At 43.0% G+C, this 19205-nt stretch carries 16 protein-coding genes and 1 tRNA gene; 8 read left to right on the top strand and 9 right to left on the bottom strand.

Annotated elements, in window-relative coordinates:
* Positions 1 to 401: 401 nt before the first annotated feature.
* The 3 genes from ACED59_RS16320 to ACED59_RS16310 form a co-directional block, all read right to left on the bottom strand.
* The gene (locus ACED59_RS16320; protein WP_017097526.1) at positions 402 to 1655 is read right to left on the bottom strand and encodes an HD-GYP domain-containing protein; all 1254 of its coding nucleotides are present in this window, start codon (positions 1653 to 1655) and stop codon (positions 402 to 404) included.
* Between the two features lie 81 nt (positions 1656 to 1736).
* Entirely contained in the window at positions 1737 to 2144 is a 408-nt protein-coding gene (locus ACED59_RS16315) for a VOC family protein (RefSeq protein ID WP_029223884.1), read from the bottom strand.
* A 245-nt stretch (positions 2145 to 2389) separates the two neighbouring features.
* Positions 2390 to 2474: transfer RNA gene (locus ACED59_RS16310), tRNA-Leu, on the bottom strand.
* 195 nt (positions 2475 to 2669) lie between these two features.
* Here ACED59_RS16310 and ACED59_RS16305 point away from each other — a divergent pair.
* The gene (locus tag ACED59_RS16305; protein ID WP_017097527.1) at positions 2670 to 3146 is read left to right on the top strand and encodes an RDD family protein; all 477 of its coding nucleotides are present in this window, start codon (positions 2670 to 2672) and stop codon (positions 3144 to 3146) included.
* A 63-nt stretch (positions 3147 to 3209) separates the two neighbouring features.
* Here ACED59_RS16305 and lptG read toward each other — a convergent pair whose 3' ends face one another.
* Both lptG and lptF read right to left on the bottom strand, forming a co-directional pair.
* Complete coding sequence (gene lptG, locus ACED59_RS16300; RefSeq protein ID WP_017097528.1) at positions 3210 to 4280, bottom strand: LPS export ABC transporter permease LptG; 1071 nt, start codon at positions 4278 to 4280, stop codon at positions 3210 to 3212.
* A 3-nt stretch (positions 4281 to 4283) separates the two neighbouring features.
* Positions 4284 to 5384, bottom strand: a complete 1101-nt coding sequence (gene lptF / locus ACED59_RS16295) for an LPS export ABC transporter permease LptF (protein ID WP_009847716.1) — start codon at positions 5382 to 5384, stop codon at positions 4284 to 4286.
* Positions 5385 to 5575: 191 nt separating this feature from the next.
* On the opposite strand from lptF, the gene pepA reads away from it, so the two are divergent.
* From pepA to ACED59_RS16280, 3 genes are all read left to right on the top strand, one after another.
* On the top strand, positions 5576 to 7096 hold the full coding sequence (pepA, locus tag ACED59_RS16290) for a leucyl aminopeptidase (protein ID WP_017097529.1): 1521 nt from the start codon (positions 5576 to 5578) through the stop codon (positions 7094 to 7096).
* Between the two features lie 99 nt (positions 7097 to 7195).
* Positions 7196 to 7645: a DNA polymerase III subunit chi gene (locus ACED59_RS16285; RefSeq protein ID WP_009847719.1), complete on the top strand. Its 450-nt coding sequence runs from the start codon at positions 7196 to 7198 to the stop codon at positions 7643 to 7645.
* Between the two features lie 103 nt (positions 7646 to 7748).
* Positions 7749 to 10622 carry a valine--tRNA ligase gene (locus ACED59_RS16280; protein WP_371705054.1) on the top strand — a complete coding sequence of 958 codons (2874 nt, stop codon included), beginning with the start codon at positions 7749 to 7751 and terminating at the stop codon, positions 10620 to 10622.
* A gap of 77 nt (positions 10623 to 10699) precedes the next feature.
* On the opposite strand, the gene ACED59_RS16275 is transcribed toward ACED59_RS16280, so the two are convergent.
* Both ACED59_RS16275 and ACED59_RS16270 read right to left on the bottom strand, forming a co-directional pair.
* On the bottom strand, positions 10700 to 11701 hold the full coding sequence (locus tag ACED59_RS16275; RefSeq protein WP_017097531.1) for a M48 family metallopeptidase: 1002 nt from the start codon (positions 11699 to 11701) through the stop codon (positions 10700 to 10702).
* On the bottom strand, positions 11701 to 12873 hold the full coding sequence (locus tag ACED59_RS16270; RefSeq protein WP_017097532.1) for a YjgN family protein: 1173 nt from the start codon (positions 12871 to 12873) through the stop codon (positions 11701 to 11703). The genes ACED59_RS16275 and ACED59_RS16270 overlap by 1 nt, the downstream gene beginning before the upstream one ends.
* Before the next feature lie 331 nt (positions 12874 to 13204).
* Here ACED59_RS16270 and ACED59_RS16265 point away from each other — a divergent pair, with 331 nt between their 5' ends.
* Together ACED59_RS16265 and ACED59_RS16260 are read left to right on the top strand one after the other, a co-directional pair.
* Complete coding sequence (locus ACED59_RS16265) at positions 13205 to 13609, top strand: DUF2061 domain-containing protein (RefSeq protein WP_017097533.1); 405 nt, start codon at positions 13205 to 13207, stop codon at positions 13607 to 13609.
* A gap of 79 nt (positions 13610 to 13688) precedes the next feature.
* On the top strand, positions 13689 to 14594 hold the full coding sequence (locus ACED59_RS16260) for a bifunctional helix-turn-helix transcriptional regulator/GNAT family N-acetyltransferase (protein WP_009847724.1): 906 nt from the start codon (positions 13689 to 13691) through the stop codon (positions 14592 to 14594).
* 94 nt (positions 14595 to 14688) lie between these two features.
* On the opposite strand, the gene ACED59_RS16255 is transcribed toward ACED59_RS16260, so the two are convergent.
* Together ACED59_RS16255 and rraB are read right to left on the bottom strand one after the other, a co-directional pair.
* The gene (locus ACED59_RS16255; protein ID WP_371705053.1) at positions 14689 to 15486 is read right to left on the bottom strand and encodes a hypothetical protein; all 798 of its coding nucleotides are present in this window, start codon (positions 15484 to 15486) and stop codon (positions 14689 to 14691) included.
* A gap of 124 nt (positions 15487 to 15610) precedes the next feature.
* Positions 15611 to 16027 (bottom strand): ribonuclease E inhibitor RraB, encoded by a 417-nt coding sequence (rraB, locus tag ACED59_RS16250; RefSeq protein WP_004735324.1) that lies wholly within the window; start codon positions 16025 to 16027, stop codon positions 15611 to 15613.
* A gap of 577 nt (positions 16028 to 16604) precedes the next feature.
* Here rraB and arcA point away from each other — a divergent pair.
* Both arcA and ACED59_RS16240 read left to right on the top strand, forming a co-directional pair.
* On the top strand, positions 16605 to 17825 hold the full coding sequence (gene arcA, locus ACED59_RS16245; RefSeq protein ID WP_009847726.1) for an arginine deiminase: 1221 nt from the start codon (positions 16605 to 16607) through the stop codon (positions 17823 to 17825).
* Positions 17826 to 17981: 156 nt separating this feature from the next.
* A complete protein-coding gene (locus tag ACED59_RS16240) occupies positions 17982 to 18986 on the top strand; it encodes an ornithine carbamoyltransferase (protein WP_017097535.1) in 1005 nt (334 codons plus the stop codon).
* Positions 18987 to 19205 lie beyond the last annotated feature (219 nt).

Below are 19205 nucleotides of genomic sequence, written 5' to 3'. Positions count from 1 at the left end.
ATATTCATCAACGAGTGCCCACACAGATTGATAGGTTTAAATTGTTAAAGAGCTTCACTTGTTGAGCCTTCCTTTTAAGCAAGGAGCCTCTCGAAGTGGACGGCCATTCTAGCGTTTTAATTCTTAGTGTCAAACACTTATTGGGAATTAATTTCTACTTTTTAAAAGTAGGAGCGTTTAAACGCTTTAAGCTAGTTGCCTTACCAACATTCTTCGCTGAAGCCTTATGGCGTCTACCGTGTCAGTGAGGCGGCATTATAGAGATGCAGCTTTTATTGGCAAGCATTAAATGCGTTTTTTATTAAAAAAAGAGGTTAAGTGAAGACATTTCAACCAAGGGCTTATTTATACAACTTTCAACCCAAGTTTCGAACAAACTACCCACAACAACCTGTGGATAACTACTCGCCATTATCAAAAAAGTAAGATAAACGAGCCCTAGGGTTTAGATATTCTCTAACTTGCTCCGGTAACTTGCTTGGATTAACTGCATTGACAATTTTTATCTCTTTAGTAAATAGGTCAATGATCGGGGCTTGGGTTCTTGGAACGCTAGGATCATAGATCAGTACGTTCGGATAAAGCATATGTTTGGCATTAACCGAAATCACGATTCCAATTGATTCATTGGAAAGCTGCACGACAGTACCCGGCGGATAGACTCCCATAAACTTAACCAATAGACTCAAATTATCCTGACTATATAGATGTTTGCAGTTCTTATATAAGTGGGACAATGCCAAGTATGGGATCATTTGTTGAGATTGCGCTTTACCATGACAAAGATTATCGAATGCGTTAGCCACTGAAACTATTTTGGTAAGTTCATCTATCTCTTCTTCTTTTAAGCCTTCAGGATAACCAGAGCCATCATTCATTTCATGATGTTGAGCGATTACTTTTTTGGCACTTTCAGGAAAGTCATCAATTCCAGAGACAATATCAGCACCATATTTCGTATGAAGTTTTAGGTAATTCTCTTCCGGTGCTGTCAGCGTACTCTGCTTTCTAAGTATTGCAGCTGGTATTTTGATCTTTCCTACATCATGGAACAACGCAGCAAAAGAAAGCGCTTTCAATTGTTGAGTATTGTAGCCTTTAGCTTTACCTATCATTAACGCAACGACAGAGACATTTAATGTATGAAAGTAAATGTCTTCAAAGTCAGCTTTAGCATTCATAAGGTGTAAGGTAACGCTATCGTCACTTGCCAGTATTTCAACAATATCATCAACTAGACTTTTAACCTCTCCTACCGCATCTATAGGTCGGTTACGAATTTTTGTCATTACTGAACGCATTCGAGCAAGCGAGCGCTCGAACTCTTTCTCACAATGACTGACTCTACGACGGTAAGAGCTTAGGGTTTCGATACGTTCATGCTTATCTTTCCACATCCTTTCAGTTTCAAGGCTTATCTGGAGATCTGAATCGGCCCCTTTCTCTATCTTGTGATTAGAAGGTAAAGGTGCAGTATCGCTTTGACTTAGATTTATATAGACATGCTTAATCCCAAGATGCCGAATTATTTTCACTTGAGCGTCATCTTTTATTTTGAAGCTGTTGAATAAAAATGGGTGTTCATTCCATTTTAGGGGGAGTCGTATATGTAGGCCGGCCTGGATGCGATCTACAGTAATCTTTATGCTGCCCATATTTATATAATATTGATTAATAATCTATATTTATAATTCTAATAAAACCACGCGGGAATTTCACTATCCAATTTCACAGGTTCAACTTAAAGAATCACAATGCACCATCCAACGAATACCGAACTTATCTTCCACTTTACCAAATCTAGCGCCCCAAAACGTATCTGCGAGTGGCGTCATTATTCGCCCCCCTTGTTTAAGCTTCTCAAAAATTTTCTCTTGAGTTGCGGTATCCTCTGTAACCAAGGAAAGTGCCAGATTGTTCCCTTCAAGTTCTTTAGCTTTAACGCCATCAGACATCATGAGCTTCATACCAAATGCTTCGAACTCAGCGTGCATAACCCAACTAGGTTGTGCACCCTCTATTACCTGAGGAGCATCACTAAAGAGTTGCTTCGATAAAACAACACCACCAAAGCATTTATGATAAAAATCTAACGCTTCACTACAACGACCATCAAAAAACAAGTAAGGGGTTACTGTCAGCATATGTTTCTCCTCTATTAGTCCTTTAAACATAGACAATAGACGTGAGAATGACAGATAACATTCTGATTTAAGATAATTAATTTACTAAGGAATCGCATTACGAACGGAAACGGTAATATTTTGGAATGGCACAATAAGAACTGACTGATTGGACAGGCGTTCCTGCCGCTACTACGAAGGCAACGCTTTCTATTCTCCAGATATAACAAAGCCCCGACTTGAGTCGAGGCTTTGTTATTTAAATATGGTACCGGTAGGCGGACTTGAACCGCCACGCCCGAAGGCAACGGATTTTGAATCCGTCGTGTATACCAATTTCACCATACCGGCATTATCTTGGGGCATTGCCCTGTCGATGTTTGGCATTATACGTATGCGAACTGATGTGGCAAGTATAAAAACTTGAATTCATGTGTGTTTGCCGATAATTTCGCCACTAAGTCATAAGCTGTGCGTCATGTCTCTTTTCAGGCCAAGCCTTAAACTATATTCTGACGCCTCAATTTTTAAAGAAGTAATAACACCATGACATCAACAAACACTCTGCCACCAGCTGGGGTAATGCGCCGATTTGGTGCCTTGTTCTATGACGCTCTTATCGTAATCGCTATTGAAATGATGGCTGCCGGCATCATTGTTGCTCTACTGCACGCGCTCATGGCTCTTGGTATTTTTAACCATAGCGGCTATGCCGATGTCAGTGACTTCTTGACTAATCATCCGATTTGGAGCCCTGCGTATACTTTTTACTTAGTCGTCGTTTGGGTTTACTTCTTTGTCTTCTTCTGGACCAGAGCAGGTCAAACTCTGGGGATGAGAGCTTGGAAGCTACGAGTTCAAAACAAAGATGGCTCTGCGATCACAATAACTCAAGCGCTAATACGTTTAGGTACATCGGGGTTTGGACTTGCAAACTTATGTGTTCCATTCGATCCTCAGAAACGTGGCTTTCACGATATCTGGGCAAAGACCGAAGTCGTTGTGTTGCCAAAAGCACAATAACGCTATTAAGCGAACTTAAAGCAAGATCAAAAAAGGAAGGCGCAATGCCTTCCTTTCTTCTATTTATAGTTTCCGCCTCAAAAGCATAATGGCAATTCCGAAGAACACCACGCTAGGGGCTATCGCACCAAAAGCAGGTGGTATTTGGTAAACCAAGCTGATTGGCCCAAAGAACTCGCTGGATATATAGAAAGTAAAACCAGCAATCACACCAGAGAGAATCCTTGCTCCCATGGTCACGCTACGTAAAGGACCAAAGATAAACGACAATGCCATCAACATCATGACCGCTATCGAAATAGGTTGAGTTATCTTTCGCCACAATGCTAGCTCATAACGTGCTGCATCTTGTTCTGATGCTTTGAGATAAGAAACATAGTCATACAGCCCACTTAACGACAGCTCCTCCGGTTTCACCGTCACTATCGCGAGTTTGTCTGGAGCTAACGATGTTTCCCAAGAAAAAGTCGGTAAACTCTCTTTAGTGACCTGAATATCATTCTCAAAAGAGGTGACCTCAACATCGCGCATTGTCCAAACGTTGTTTCCAACGTAATCGACTTCTTTTGAATATATGGCCGTTTTCAGAGCCTTGTTCTCATCATAGCGCCACATGTTCAAACCATAGAGCTTATCATCGTCTATTTTAACAATGAAAATGAAGTCATTGGCATCTCGAGCCCAAACACCGCTTTGAGTAGAGATAATACTACCACCAGCAACCGAGATGGTTCTTAAGTCACGAGCCATCTTCTGCGCTTGCGGGGCTCCCCACTGCCCAAGTAATGTCACTATCACCATTAACGGAATCGCAGTCTTAAGTACCGATAAACCAATATCTAACTTAGAGAAACCCGCGGCTTGCATAACCACAAGCTCAGAACTCGCAGCAAGCATACCAAGCCCAATCAATGCACCAAGCAATGCCGCCATTGGGAAGAACATTTCGATATCACGAGGAATACTCAATAAAACGAAATACAACGCTTGTAATAGATCGTATGTACCACGACCTACCTTCCGCAATTGCTCAACGTACTTGATAATTCCAGAGAGACCGACAAACGTCACCAATACCAGTGACGTGGTCGCGATGATGGTTCTGCCTATATATAAATCGAGAATCTTAAACACGGCTTAAGCCAACCTCTTATTCTTGAATTTTTCTTTCAAACGCCTAACCGGCACACTATCCATAAAGTTGGCACCAATCGCGACAAACAATAATAATGCATTGATTGGCCACATGCCTATTGCAGCAGGAATGTCCCCTTCTTCAATTGAAGATTTGGTTGCACTGATTGCCAAGAAGTAAGTCAAATAAATCAGGATTGCCGGACCTATTTTTGCAAAACGACCTTGTCGTGGATTAACTGCTGACAGCGGTACAACGAGCATAGTCAACAATGGGATACACAACACCAGTGACATGCGCCACTGCAATTCAGCCTTGGCACGATTATCTTGATTTCCAATAAGATCAATAGTTGGAATCGCTTCCCACTCTCGACCTTTCTTCTCTACTTCACGCTGACCAATTAAGCCTTCATACTCTTCAAAGTGCGTCACTCTATAATCAAGGCGAGAAGGCACTCCTTCATGACGAGTACCATCGTACATCACAATAACTTGGCGGCCATCGCTCAATTCTTTTACGTCTCCCGACTTAGAGAACATCACACTAGGAAGCACTGAGTCACGAGGTCGCATTTGAGAAACGAACACATTGTCTAATTGATTACCATCGATACCCTCTATAAACACAACTGAAGAACCATCGGGAGTCCTTGCAAATTTGCCTTTGGGTAGTAAATCGACGCTGTTCTCTGCAGCCACTTCCTCATACATTTGTTCTACTTTATCTTGTGACCACGGAGACAGCCAAAAGGAGTTAAAAGCAGCGACAGTTGCGGTAATCAACGCCAGATAAAGTGCTGATTGGATGAGGAATTTATTGCCAATACCCGTAGCATTCATCACCACAATCTCACTTTCGGCATAAAGGCGGCCAAAAGTCAGCAAAATGCCAATATAGATACTAAGTGGAAGCATCAAGAGCCCCATCGCTGGCATATTTAGACCCACGATCGATAATACAAGGCTTGCTGGAATATCACCATCAGAGGCGTCGGCTAAAACACTGATGAACTTTTGGCTGAGAAACACGAGAAAGAGAACAAAAAATATCGCAAATTGGCTCTTGATTGTCTCTCGGATCAAATATCTAACAATAATCACGCTCAAATTACCTATACAAAACTTGTTTTTTTGATTGAATCACTATAATTTCCCGTTGAACCTTTTATTTTTTAAATTTTTAGCTAAGTGTTAACGTTCTTCTTTAAGGTCAGTTCCATTATAGGATCCAACAAGTAAGAACCCATTATCCAACATTTAGTTCGATTTGTCTTCAGGATGTAGGAGTACGCATGGAGTTCAGTGTAAAAAGTGGCAGCCCAGAGAAACAGCGCAGCGCATGTATCGTTGTCGGTGTATTCGAACCGCGCCGCCTTTCTCCAGTAGCCGAGCAGTTAGATAAGATTAGCGATGGCTATATTAGTTCACTGCTTCGTCGCGGTGATCTAGAGGGTAAACCTGGCCAGATGCTACTACTGCATCAAGTACCTGGTGTACTTTCAGAACGTGTTCTGCTTGTAGGCTGCGGTAAAGAACGTGAGCTAGGCGAGCGTCAATATAAAGAAATTATCCAAAAAACCATCAGCACACTAAACGAAACGGGTTCTATGGAAGCAGTATGTTTCCTGACTGAACTGCACGTTAAAGGTCGTGATACTTACTGGAAAGTTCGCCAAGCAGTAGAAGCGACTAAAGATGGCCTTTACACTTTTGATCAATTCAAGAGTAATAAACCAGAGACTCGTCGTCCACTACGTAAACTGGTATTCAACGTACCAACTCGTCGTGAATTGAGCCTTGGTGAGAAAGCAATCTCTCACGGTCTTGCGATTGCTTCAGGTGTGAAAGCGTCTAAAGATTTAGGCAACATGCCACCTAACATCGCAAATCCTGCTTACCTTGCTTCTCAAGCTCGTCGCTTGGCCGATGATTACGAGACAGTGAAAACTAAGATCATTGGCGAAGAAGAGATGGAAAAGCTGGGTATGACTTCATACTTAGCGGTAGGCCGTGGTTCTAAGAACGAATCTATGATGTCTATCATGGAATATAAAGGTGCTGCTGACCCAGATGCAAAACCGATTGTTCTAGTCGGTAAAGGTCTTACTTTCGATTCAGGCGGTATTTCGCTTAAGCCTGGTGAAGGTATGGATGAGATGAAGTACGACATGTGTGGTGCGGCTTCTGTATTCGGTACAATGAAGGCACTAGCTAAACTGAACCTACCGATTAATGTAGTTGGTATCCTAGCAGGTTGTGAAAACATGCCAGGCAGCAATGCTTACCGCCCAGGTGATATCCTAACGACCATGTCAGGCCAAACAGTTGAAGTGTTAAACACGGATGCTGAAGGTCGCTTGGTTCTATGTGATGCGCTTACTTACGTTGAACGCTTTGAACCAGACTGTGTTGTCGATGTAGCAACACTCACTGGCGCGTGTGTGATGGCGTTAGGTCACCACATCAGTGCTGTACTGTCTAATCACAACCCACTATCTCACGAGTTAGTGAATGCTTCTGAGCAAGCAAGTGACAGAGCATGGCGCATGCCAATGGCCGATGAATACCATGAGCAACTAACGAGTCCATTTGCAGATATGGCAAATATCGGTGGCCGACCTGCTGGTACAATCACAGCAGCATGTTTCTTATCTAAATTTGCTAAAAAGTACCACTGGGCACACATTGACAGTGCCGGCACAGCTTGGAAGTCAGGCGCAGCGAAAGGCTCGACAGGTCGTCCTGTCTCAATGCTTGTCCAATTCTTATTGAACCGCAGCGGCCATGAGACTGAAGAGCAATCTTCAAAATAATAGAAAGGGCCTACGGGCCCTTTTTTAATAAGCGTTATTTGCTAGCTCCTGTTGACCAAGTATGATTGGTTTCCACGATTCCAAGTTCGAGTATTCAGTATGCAGACTGCCACATTTTACATTGTGTCTTCAGACAGCCCACAAGCCGGCGAAGAGGGTTTTGCTCACTACGTGTTGTTTCTTGCTCAGCATTTTGCAAAACAAGGCGCTAAACTTTATCTCAACTGTAACGATAAAGTTCATGCTGAGCGTATCGCTGAAGTTTTTTGGCAGGTAGAGCCTACTGAATTTATCGCGCACAACTTGGTTGGCGAAGGTCCAAAATATTCAACGAATATTGAGATAGGCCATCAAGGAGTCAAACCTAATTGGAACCGCCAATTGGTAATAAATCTGGCCGATAATCATACAACCTTTGCGAACGCCTTTGCTCAGGTGATAGACTTCGTTCCTTGCGAAGAAAAAGCTAAGCAACTCGCTCGAGAAAGGTATAAAATTTACCGTCAGGCTGGATATCAGCTACAAACTATCGAGATTCAACATCCATAGTCAAACCTCATAGTTAAAGCTATCTTTGGATTTAGATTCAAGAAGCTTCACTTATGAAGTTTGACCACGATTAACCATTCACAGTATCCGTTATAAGAGCACTATGGAAAAGACATACAACCCAACATCAATCGAACAAGCTCTGTATAAGACTTGGGAAGAGAAAGGCTACTTTAAGCCACACGGTGACACATCAAAAGAAGCTTACAGCATCATGATCCCGCCACCGAACGTCACTGGTAGCCTACACATGGGTCACGCGTTCCAAGATACGATCATGGATACGCTTATCCGTGCTCAACGTATGAAAGGCAAAAACACGCTTTGGCAAGTGGGTACTGACCACGCTGGTATCGCAACTCAAATGGTTGTTGAGCGTAAGATCGCTGCTGAAGAAGGCAAAACAAAACACGACTACGGCCGTGAAGCTTTCATCGACAAGATCTGGGAATGGAAAGGCGAATCTGGTGGCACGATCACTCAACAACTTCGTCGTCTTGGTGCATCTGTAGACTGGGATCGTGAGCGATTCACTATGGATGACGGCCTATCAGCTGCGACTCAAGAAGTATTTGTTCGCCTATACGAAGAAGACCTAATCTATCGTGGTAAGCGTCTAGTAAACTGGGATCCTAAACTGCACACTGCAATTTCTGATCTTGAAGTTGAAAACAAAGACAAAAAAGGTTTCATGTGGCACTTCCGCTACCCACTAGCGAATGGTGTTAAAACCGCTGATGGCAAAGACTACATTGTCGTTGCAACTACACGTCCTGAAACCATGCTTGGTGATACAGGCGTTGCAGTTAACCCTGAAGATCCTCGCTACAAAGATCTTATCGGCAAAGAAATCCTGCTTCCTATCGTAAATCGTCTTATCCCTATCGTAGGTGATGAGCACGCTGACATGGATAAAGGCACGGGTTGTGTGAAAATCACGCCAGCTCATGACTTTAACGATTACGAAGTGGGCAAGCGCCATAGCCTACCAATGATCAACATCCTAACGTTCAACGGTGATATCCGTGATGCGGCTGAAATCTTCACAACGAACGGTGAAGAAAGCGATGTGTACTCAACAGAGCTTCCAGAAAAATACCAAGGTATGGAGCGCTTTGCAGCTCGTCGTGCAACGGTTGCTGAATTTGAAGAGCTAGGCCTACTTGAAGAAATCAAAGATCACGATCTAACCGTTCCTTACGGTGACCGTGGTGGTGTGGTTATCGAACCAATGCTGACGGACCAATGGTACGTGCGTACAGCGCCTCTTGCTGCTCCTGCTGTTAAAGCCGTTGAAGATGGTGAGATCCAATTCGTACCTAAGCAGTACGAAAACATGTACTTCGCGTGGATGCGTGACGTGCAAGACTGGTGTATCTCTCGTCAACTTTGGTGGGGCCACCGTATCCCAGCATGGTACGACAACGATGGTAAAGTTTACGTAGGTCGCACTGAAGAAGAAGTTCGTGAAAAGAACAACCTTTCACCGGTAATTGTTCTTAAGCAAGACAACGACGTTCTTGATACATGGTTCTCTTCTGCACTTTGGACGTTCGGCACACAAGGCTGGCCTGAAGATACTGAAGCAATGAAAACATTCCACCCTTCAGAAGTACTAGTATCTGGTTTTGATATTATCTTCTTCTGGGTTGCTCGTATGATCATGATGACCATGCACTTCGTGAAAGACGAAGACGGCAAGGCTCAAGTACCTTTCAAAACAGTTTACATGACGGGCCTTATCCGTGATGAAAACGGCGACAAGATGTCTAAATCGAAAGGTAACGTACTTGACCCTATCGATATGATTGACGGCATCGGCCTTGAAGAGCTAGTAGAAAAGCGTTGTGGCAACATGATGCAACCTAAACTGGCTGCTAAGATCGAAAAAGCAACACGTAAGACTTTCGAAGATGGTATCGAACCATACGGTACTGATGCACTGCGTTTCACTCTTGCTGCTATGGCTTCAACTGGCCGTGACATCAACTGGGACATGAAGCGTCTTGAAGGTTACCGTAACTTCTGTAACAAGCTATGGAACGCAAGCCGTTACGTATTGATGAACACAGAAGAGCACGATTGTGGCATGCCACTGTCTGTTGAAGACCGTGCAAACATGGAATTCTCTCTAGCAGACAAGTGGATTGAATCTCAGTTTGAAGTTGCAGCGAAAGAATTTAACGCTCATCTAGACAACTACCGTCTAGACATGGCAGCAAACACGCTTTACGAATTCATCTGGAACCAATTCTGTGACTGGTACCTAGAGCTAACTAAACCTGTTCTTTGGAAGGGTACTGAAGCTCAACAACAAGCGACTCGTTACACGCTTATCACGGTTCTAGAGAAGACTCTGCGTCTTGCTCACCCTGTTCTTCCTTACATCACTGAATCTATCTGGCAAAGCGTTAAGCCGCTAGTAGACGGCGTTGAAGGCGAGACCATCATGACTCAAGCGCTTCCTCAGTTTAATGAAGCTAACTTCAATGCTGAGATCGTTGACGACATCGAATGGGTTAAAACTTTCATCACAGCTATCCGTAACCTACGTGCGGAATACGACATTGCACCAAGCCAAGGCTTAGAAGTAATGATCAAAGTCGCTGATGAGAAAGATGCAGCTCGTATCGAAGCAAATAAGATCGTTCTTACTTCTCTAGCTAAGCTAGACGATATTAAAGTTCTAGCAGACGGCGAAGCGACTCCAGCTTGTGCAACTAAACTTGTTGGCAAATCTGAGCTGATGATCCCAATGGCGGGTCTTATCGACAAAGATGCTGAGCTTGCTCGTCTAGATAAAGAAGTAGCGAAGACTCACGGTGAGATTAAGCGTATCGAAGGTAAGCTAGGTAACGAAGGTTTTGTTGCTAAAGCACCAGAAGCGGTTATCGCGAAAGAGCGTGAAAAGCTTGAAGGCTACCAAGAAACTCTTGTTAAGCTAGAAGAGCAAAAAGCGACAATCGCTGCATTGTAATTGGTAAATTAACCTACCAATTCAAGCATATAAAAAGGGCAGATTATTCTGCCCTTTTTTGATCTTGTTAGTTATTACTATTGAACTCTTTTCAGTAAATCAATACGCTCTGTTAACTCAGGATGAGTCCTTAACCAAGCTGGTAACTCAGTCAGATGGTCAGAACTTCCTTGCAACAATTCAAACATCTCACTCATTGGCTTGTTGGTACCATGTATCAGCCACATCGAGTCCTCAGCATACCTATCAGCTTCGCGTTCCGCTTGCTGTGACTGACCATTGTTAGCAAAAAATACACCAATTCCCGCTAAGTTATCAATCACTCCGGAACTCTCTCCGGTCAACAATGCGACAGAGATCGAGAGCAAGCTCGAACGCACAATGCTTTTCATGACATGCTGATGCTCTAAATGCCCCAATTCATGAAACAAAATACCATCCAATTGCTGCTGGGTTTCCATGAGCTTTACCAAGTCATCGAGCACAATAATAGTGTTATGGCTTAACGCAAAAGCATTTACTCCTAAATCGGAAGAGCGAAATAGTAAACGAACCTTTCCATCAATACCAAGCTCTCTTAAATGTCCTTCAAATCGCTGCCGAATTTTGCCCTGACGAGACAGATCTAATTCAGACGGCTCAAATAATTGCTTGTCCAGAGAAACTAAAACTCGCTCTTCTACCATTTTTGAGACCGGTTCAGGAAGATAAGCGACGACACGCTCAGTAATCCACGGAATACCATGAGTAAATGTTCCAACCGTCAAGGAAAGTATGACTACGCTGCAGATTACGAGCACTAGTGCGTTCTTTTCTAACTTTCCGACCCAACCATACTGGTTATGCTGCTTTAAAAATGTCGTTAGTTCATCACAAGGTTGAGCGACAAAAAGCCAACCATCAGGAAAAGTAATTTTACTTGGCGTTGAACCAACACCAACACTGACCTCGACCCTCTCAAGCCTCGCAGATATACGTTGCTCTCCGACATAAAGTACCAACATACCATCCAATGAAGTATCAAGCTTTGCCTCGCAGCGTTCAGAGCTGCGAGGCGGGTGAGCTAATCCCAATAACATTAGCCAATACCGAGATCGACATCAAAAGCTTGCGCCACTTCATCAGCAACAGCTGACTTCACATTAGAGTCTTGATCGCTAGCAACTAATAACTCTATGTCACCGTAAACAAAGGTATTATTAGCAAAATAGTTCGTCGTTCTTACCATAACCCAAGGTCGAGCAAGACCAATAGTCACAACTTGAAGTAAGAAATTAGTTACCACTACGCTCACATAACCTTTAACGGTCAACGTCGATGCAAAGCTAAATTCAGACGCAGCCTCTGAGTCTTTTCCTTCTAGAACCAATCGAGAGAATGTGTAGTTGCGCACTTTTACTTTAAGGTACGCACCAATCGCAAGACCGATAGCAATAAAGACCAAGTAGTACCCGATCATAAAGGTAGCAATATCGCTATGACTCATGATCTCAGTAAATGATTCAAGGTTACTAACTAGGTTTACGCCAACAATAGCAACAAAGCTCACCAAAACTAGAGCCATCAGCGCCAACCAAATCAGTGTCGCGATAATATAGGTTTTAAAGTAAAACGCATTTTTGTAATCCGCTTTGAACTGGCGTTCGCCATAGCGATAACCATTAGAGAAATAGTTTGCAATGCCAACCAACGACCACGCTTGTAGGCATACATAAGCAGGTAATAACACCAACGTTGCTAGCACGCCTGCCACTATGTTCAGCTTCATTGCAAACACAACCACACCAATTGCTGCAACAAATCCTAGAGTCGCTAAAGTACCGCGCCCTAGAATCGCCCAATACGCGCCTGCAATTGTTCCATTAAATGAAAAATGTACATTACGAAAGCTGGTCATCGCTGAATCAAAGCGAGCATTGCTACGAGACAATAAAGGTAACAGTAGTACAAATGCGACTATTAGCCCTAAAGACAACAAAGGTGAAACTTGTTCAGAAACAAACCAAATCACTACACAAACGACCGCAATAATACGCCCTTTTAGGATCTGCATTGGTTGCCCATGATATTCAAAGCTATCACCTGCGATCGACGTATGGCCGTAGAAATACCGCTTATTACGTACTTTTGCCCACGCCGAATAAATACCGAACGTGATCACTGATAGTAGAATGTTAACAATCCATATTCCAAAGTACTCTTTCCCTTTTCCACTAAAGAGAACCTTAGTTTCCAACTCTTTGTTTTCCATTTTAACTCCATCTGACGTTTATCATTAAACCATGTGCATCTTAGTGCTCATTGAGAGAATGCACGCTATAGAAACACGCCATGTTAATCAATAATTTGAGTGGATAAATCAAAGGGAGTTATCATAAACTTTACAAATACTAACAAAGGGTTGAATAACTCTTACTAAGGTATTTGTCACCATACAATTGCACTTAACTAGGGGTAATGTTATCTCTAGAATTCTTTAATAGCTTTTGCCTATCAAAACAATCTTAACTTCCCATTAGATTTAATGATAATAATTCTCAATAATAGTTCTATCGAAACAACACAACGACTGAGTAATTATCATGAAAAAGACACTAACCTTTGCCGCATTACATTTTACTACCGCATTTAGTGTCGCTTATGTACTAACAGGCGATATATTAATTGGTAGCTTAATCGCTATGATTGAGCCTTCTGTGAATACCGTCGCCTTCTATTTTCATGAAAAGGCTTGGGCTCAAGTTCCAGCGCTTAAAGCTCGTCAGTGGATGACTAAATTAAAAACAGCAAGCTTCGCTACTATCCACTTTAGTGTTGCCTTTACCGTTGTCTACTTATTGACTGGCGATGCCTTTGTTGGTGGTGTGATGGCAACGTTAGAACCCGCTTTGAATACCGTGGCTTACTACTTCCATGAGAAAGTTTGGCTACGAAAGGCAGAAAGCCAAACAACACAGCCACAGTTTTGTTTGCACCAACACGCTTAACCTAGAGAGTTTATTGTTGACATAGTTGCGGTGCGCAATTAAATTGTAGTTGTACATCGCAACCATATTGAGAGGCAACATGACTTCAGCACAACTTAGAGAATTATCACGTCAGCTCGTTCGACAGCTTGGAATGCTCGACAAAGATTGTGGTGATATTGCCCTACCTCCGATTCAAGCGCATACGCTTATCGAACTAGAGCAGCAGCCATTAACCGTGAATCAATTAGCGGATAAGCTCAATATTGATAAGTCCAACGCCAGTAGAGCAGTCAACAATCTAGCGAAGAACTCGTTAATTCAAACCTCGCCACACCCCAACGATAAGCGCAGTGTTGTTGCTTCAGTTACAGAACAAGGGATAAACACTCTTACCCAACTTCACAGTCAACAGAATCAGTTTTATGACTCGGTACTTGAGCGTTTAACGGAAGCGGAAACTCAACAAGTTTCGGGGGGAATTAAGCACTACCTTAAAGCACTGCAACAAAGCCACGCTTCAAGCGGTGTGGTGGTTCGTCCCCTACAACAGCAAGACAACACCGTAGTGGCCAATGTAATTCGCCAAGTCTCTTATGAGAACGGGCTAACCGAAGATAAAGGTTATGGTGTAGCAGATCCTACCTTAGAAGACATGTTTAGCGTTTATAACAATGAAAGATCTCAGTATTGGGTAATTGAACTTGATGGAAAGGTTGTCGGTGGTGGTGGATTTGCACCATTAGCAGGTATGCCAGAAGTCTGTGAACTGCAAAAGATGTACTTCTTGCCAGAAACAAGAGGCAGAGGCTTAGCGAAGAGGTTGGTTAATATGTCGATGGAGAAAGCTAAGGAACTGGGTTATCAACATATGTATCTAGAAACGACCGAATGCCTTAATGCCGCCGTAAAACTTTACGAAAAATTGGGCTTTGAACACCTTGATTCAGCTTGGGGAGAAACAGGCCATGACGCTTGTGAGGTTGTCATGGCCAAAACGCTATAATGTGTTTTTGAAATAGGGTTAGCGTCGGCAGTTCATCAGATGATAAGCAAGTGAGCGAATTGATTCCTTACGTAACGGGCTAATTAAATAACCGCTAACTACGCAAAAAATTACTCACGCAAGAGGCTGGATTCAAGGCTACGAAAGAACTCTCTTTTTTCCCATCGAGTTCCACTTCTAACTGATATAAATGCTTAGGGTTGGGCTTCTCAAGGTTAAATACCATTGGAGCCTCAACCTGAAACACAACACCCGTATGCTCTGCTCGCACATCAATCGGCCTCACGAGAGTCATACCATTAAACTTGATTGATGCCGATATTAACCCTGGCTTTAGCGTTTGATAGATAACATCTACTTTAAACTCACAGCCACCACCGTGATGCCAGATTTGCTCGGTGACGACTTGCTCAAGCTTGACGTTACGAACGAACTGCAAATATGGAGCTTGCCAGATTCCAATCCGAGAATCTGATTTAGCGACGACCTGTGAAGGGATAGAGTCATCCATATCCTCTTCAAGCAACAGGCTCTCCTCTTCTTCAAGGAAAAGGATCTCAAAACGATTTCGACCAGGCTGCATATAAGGGCGGATGTCTTTACGATATTCAGCTTCGCTGCCATCACAGTCAAACACGGCAACGCCATTGAGTCGCACTTCTGCAAAGTAGTCAACGCCTGCGACGATTAGCTCAACAAATGGGCACGCCAACATGGCATCATCCACTTCGATGTCATGCATCAGGTGCCATTCTTGCTCTGCGATTTCCTCTTCACTCAAGCTATTAGGGAGCTTTGAGCTTAATGGAGCAGGAAAGGTAATGTCATCTTGTGGGATAGAGAGATCCGTCAGTGGCGAAATTTGCCAAAGACCATCGAGAGGTAGCCGCATGCCATTCCTTGAGCTAGATCAATTTTGACCACATTATAATGAATGAATGCATATAAAGACATTTATTTTTCTGAGGACAAAAAAATGCCAGCTCAAGGCTGGCATTCTTTAAAACTGGGAGAGATTACTCTTCGTCTTCATCATCTTCGTCAGGGTAGATAGCATCTTCACCTTCGTAGTAAGTGCCCCAACCGTCGTAGATAATGTCAAACTTCTCTGCAAGATTTACAAGCTTCTCAACTTGCTCATCAATCGCTTCTGCGTTCAGAGTACACTGCATCGTTGCATCACAACAAAGTAGCTTGTTGCCATCTTCGTCTTCTGTCTCTTCAGCTTCAAGCACTTCAAAGCCCATTTTGAATGCTTCAACAACGGCTTTCTCAAGTACTGCGAAATCTTCAGCGAATAGGTGATGCTCGATATCGTATAGAGCTTCAGGATCGCTACCATCTTCGATTAGTGCTTCAATGATGTCGCGAGTCTCTCCTTTTTGAAATTCAATTAATTCCGCTACTGATAGATATTCATCTTCGTGAGACATGTGTCTGCTCCAGAGTGTTGACTATGAAAAGATCAAATTTGATTGCCACGAAATATGGCACGGATCGCCTAGAAAAGCCACCTAGATCAGGTGTAGAAGAGCAAGTTTATCGCTAGATAACAGAAGGGATATCAATTAAAAAGTGAAATCAAAATCACAGAAACAAATTTTCAACATATTATTAACTACCGTGTGTTTTAGCATTTCATTTTTATTGTTACTTTTAGCCTTACTCCTTCAAAATTGAGTGGTTAGTCATATCAGATGCATACTGCCGAACACTTCATCGATGCATAAAACCTCACTTATAAGTAAGTAACTGCATAAATTTTGAATGAAAAATCACGTTCACCAAGCAAAGTGGATTATCAAATCACTGAAATTAGAGCATAGATCCGCAAAAAGTTTGTTCCAGAACTCAGCCTTTCAGTTGGATTTTAATATTGACAATCACAAACAACTCAGCATTTAAAACCAAAAATATCAAAATAACATAACCTTTACACAAGTTTCAAAACTTGCATATTACGAACAAGCTTGTCATAAATAGACGCTGGATTAATAGTAAGGATGCAAAATGAGTAAGCTGTACGTTGGCTCCGAAGTCGGTCAATTAAGACGAGTTCTCCTAAATAGGCCTGAAAGGGCACTCACCCACCTCACCCCTTCTAACTGTCATGAGCTACTCTTTGATGATGTACTTGCAGTAGAAGCAGCAGGTGAAGAACACGATGCCTTTGCGACAACACTTCGTAACCAAGACGTTGAAGTGTTATTACTGCATGATCTACTGGTTGAGACACTCGCTGTAGCACAAGCTCGTGAGTGGCTGCTTAATACTCAAATCTCTGATTTCCGTTACGGCCCTACATTCGCACGTGATTTAAGAGAGTACCTTGCTCAAATGGACAATGAGCACTTGGCGACGATCCTACTTGGTGGTTTAGCCTACTCTGAGCTTCCTATTAAATCTTCGTCAATGCTACCGAAGATGCACCGCCCACTTGATTTCGTTATTGAGCCGCTACCTAACCATCTATTTACCCGCGATACTTCTTGCTGGGTTTATGGCGGTGTCTCTCTTAACCCTATGATGATGCCTGCTCGTCAACGAGAAACGAATCACTTGCGAGCAATATATCGCTGGCACCCTGTATTCGCAGGACAAGATTTCATTAAGTACTTCGGTGATGAAGATCTTCATTACGACAACGCCAATATTGAAGGTGGAGATGTACTGGTTATCGGTAAAGGCGCTGTTCTTATCGGTATTTCAGAGCGTACCAAGCCACAAGGTGTCGAAAACCTAGCTGCGAGTTTATTCAAGTCCGGTCAAGCTAAAGAAGTGATTGCGATTGATTTACCGAAGCACCGCTCTTGTATGCACCTTGATACGGTCATGACGCACATGGATATCGACACATTCTCTGTCTATCCAGAGATCGTTCGCAAAGATTTAGACACCTGGCGCTTAACGCCAAAAGAAAATGGCGAAATGCGAGTAGAGAAAGCTGAAAACTACCTAACAGCGATTGAAGGCGCACTGGATCTCGATCAACTGAAGATCATCACAACTGGTGGTGATAACTACGAAGCTGAACGTGAACAGTGGAATGACGCTAACAACGTACTGACGGTGAAACCGGGTACGGTTATCGGCTATGAGCGTAATGTTTACACCAATGAAAAATACGACAAAGCAGGTATCGAAGTTCTGACGATTCCGGGCAATGAGCTAGGTCGTGGCCGAGGTGGCGCTCGCTGTATGAGCTGTCCTATCGAAAGAGACGGTATCTAAGCCACAAAACTCAATAAAGCGAACACACTAACTTATCTAGGCCAGTACCATTGTACTGGCCTTTTTTATCAAATTAATAAAATAAATATTCACAAATATAGCATTTTTATGTTTAACTAAGTTCTTCATTGATCCTATATACGCAAGGAGCGAGAGATGGCCTTTAATCTTCGCAATCGTAACTTTCTAAAACTTCTCGACTTTACTCCTAAAGAGATTCAGTTTTTACTCGACCTGTCTGCCGACCTTAAAAAAGCTAAGTATGCAGGTACAGAGCAGAAAAAGCTTAACGGTAAAAACATCGCTTTGATCTTTGAAAAAGCATCCACTCGAACTCGATGTGCTTTTGAGGTAGCTGCTTTTGATCAAGGCGCTCAAGTCTCTTATTTAGGCCCTTCTGGTTCTCAGATTGGTCAGAAAGAATCAATGAAAGATACGGCGCGTGTATTAGGTCGCATGTACGATGGCATTGAATACCGAGGGTTTGGCCAAAGCATTGTCGAAGACCTAGGCGCTTATGCTGGTGTACCGGTTTGGAATGGCTTAACCGATGAGTTCCACCCCACTCAGATCTTGGCTGATTTCCTCACTATGCTTGAGCATGGTCGCGGTAAACATCTGCATCAAATCAGCTTTGCTTACCTTGGTGATGCACGTAACAACATGGGTAACTCTCTGTTAGTGGGTGCCGCGAAAATGGGCATGGATATTCGCCTTGTCGCGCCAAAAGCATTTTGGCCAGAAGAGCACCTTGTCGAAGAGTGCCAAGCTATCGCGCAAAGTACAGGTGCAAAAATCACGCTGACAGAAGACGTTGCCGAAGGTGTGAAAGGCTGTGATTTCCTTTATACCGATGTTTGGGTTTCTATGGGTGAAGCGCCAGAAGCTTGGGACGAACGTGTTGCTGTAATGACACCTTACCAAGTGAATATGAATGTCATTAAGCTCACAGGTAACCCTCAAGTGAAATTCATGCATTGCCTGCCCGCTTTCCACAACAATGAAACCGTGATCGGCCAGCAAGTTGCAGACAAATATGGAATGAACGGCTTAGAAGTCACTGACGAAGTCTTTGAATCGGATTACTCAATTGTATTTGATGAAGCAGAGAATCGCATGCATACCATCAAAGCGGTAATGGTTGCGACTCTGGGCCAATAGCGAATACTGAAAGTAAACAAAAGCTTGATGTAATCGCTTGCGCTCACAAATTGAAAGCGTATAATTCTCGGCAATTTGTCTGAGAGTAGTGAAAATGACGCCAAGCAATGTTGTGATAAAACATAATGATATTGTGAAAACACATAATAAAATTGTGAAAACACCAAATATTGCTCGCAAGCTAGCATGCTTGCCAGGCCGTCTATTCTGCTTTTCAGC

This window comes from Vibrio sp. FF266, from assembly GCF_041439695.1.
Lineage (GTDB): Bacteria > Pseudomonadota > Gammaproteobacteria > Enterobacterales > Vibrionaceae > Vibrio > Vibrio tasmaniensis_A.
Note: the sequence above shows the minus strand (reverse complement) of the source record. Positions and strands in the feature narration are given on the sequence as shown.

Excerpts from the sequence above, each read along its gene's own strand:
- ACED59_RS16315 (WP_029223884.1), bottom strand. The coding sequence starts at position 2,144 with ATGCTGACAGTAACCCCTTACTTGTTTTTTGATGGTCGTTGTAGTGAA.
- ACED59_RS16270 (WP_017097532.1), bottom strand. The coding sequence starts at position 12,873 with ATGGAAAACAAAGAGTTGGAAACTAAGGTTCTCTTTAGTGGAAAAGGG.
- arcA (WP_009847726.1), top strand. The coding sequence starts at position 16,605 with ATGAGTAAGCTGTACGTTGGCTCCGAAGTCGGTCAATTAAGACGAGTT.
- ACED59_RS16320 (WP_017097526.1), bottom strand. The coding sequence starts at position 1,655 with ATGGGCAGCATAAAGATTACTGTAGATCGCATCCAGGCCGGCCTACAT.
- ACED59_RS16260 (WP_009847724.1), top strand. The coding sequence starts at position 13,689 with ATGACTTCAGCACAACTTAGAGAATTATCACGTCAGCTCGTTCGACAG.
- ACED59_RS16265 (WP_017097533.1), top strand. The coding sequence starts at position 13,205 with ATGAAAAAGACACTAACCTTTGCCGCATTACATTTTACTACCGCATTT.
- ACED59_RS16280 (WP_371705054.1), top strand. The coding sequence starts at position 7,749 with ATGGAAAAGACATACAACCCAACATCAATCGAACAAGCTCTGTATAAG.
- ACED59_RS16275 (WP_017097531.1), bottom strand. The coding sequence starts at position 11,701 with ATGTTATTGGGATTAGCTCACCCGCCTCGCAGCTCTGAACGCTGCGAG.
- ACED59_RS16240 (WP_017097535.1), top strand. The coding sequence starts at position 17,982 with ATGGCCTTTAATCTTCGCAATCGTAACTTTCTAAAACTTCTCGACTTT.
- ACED59_RS16255 (WP_371705053.1), bottom strand. The coding sequence starts at position 15,486 with ATGCGGCTACCTCTCGATGGTCTTTGGCAAATTTCGCCACTGACGGAT.
- pepA (WP_017097529.1), top strand. The coding sequence starts at position 5,576 with ATGGAGTTCAGTGTAAAAAGTGGCAGCCCAGAGAAACAGCGCAGCGCA.
- ACED59_RS16285 (WP_009847719.1), top strand. The coding sequence starts at position 7,196 with ATGCAGACTGCCACATTTTACATTGTGTCTTCAGACAGCCCACAAGCC.
- ACED59_RS16305 (WP_017097527.1), top strand. The coding sequence starts at position 2,670 with ATGACATCAACAAACACTCTGCCACCAGCTGGGGTAATGCGCCGATTT.
- rraB (WP_004735324.1), bottom strand. The coding sequence starts at position 16,027 with ATGTCTCACGAAGATGAATATCTATCAGTAGCGGAATTAATTGAATTT.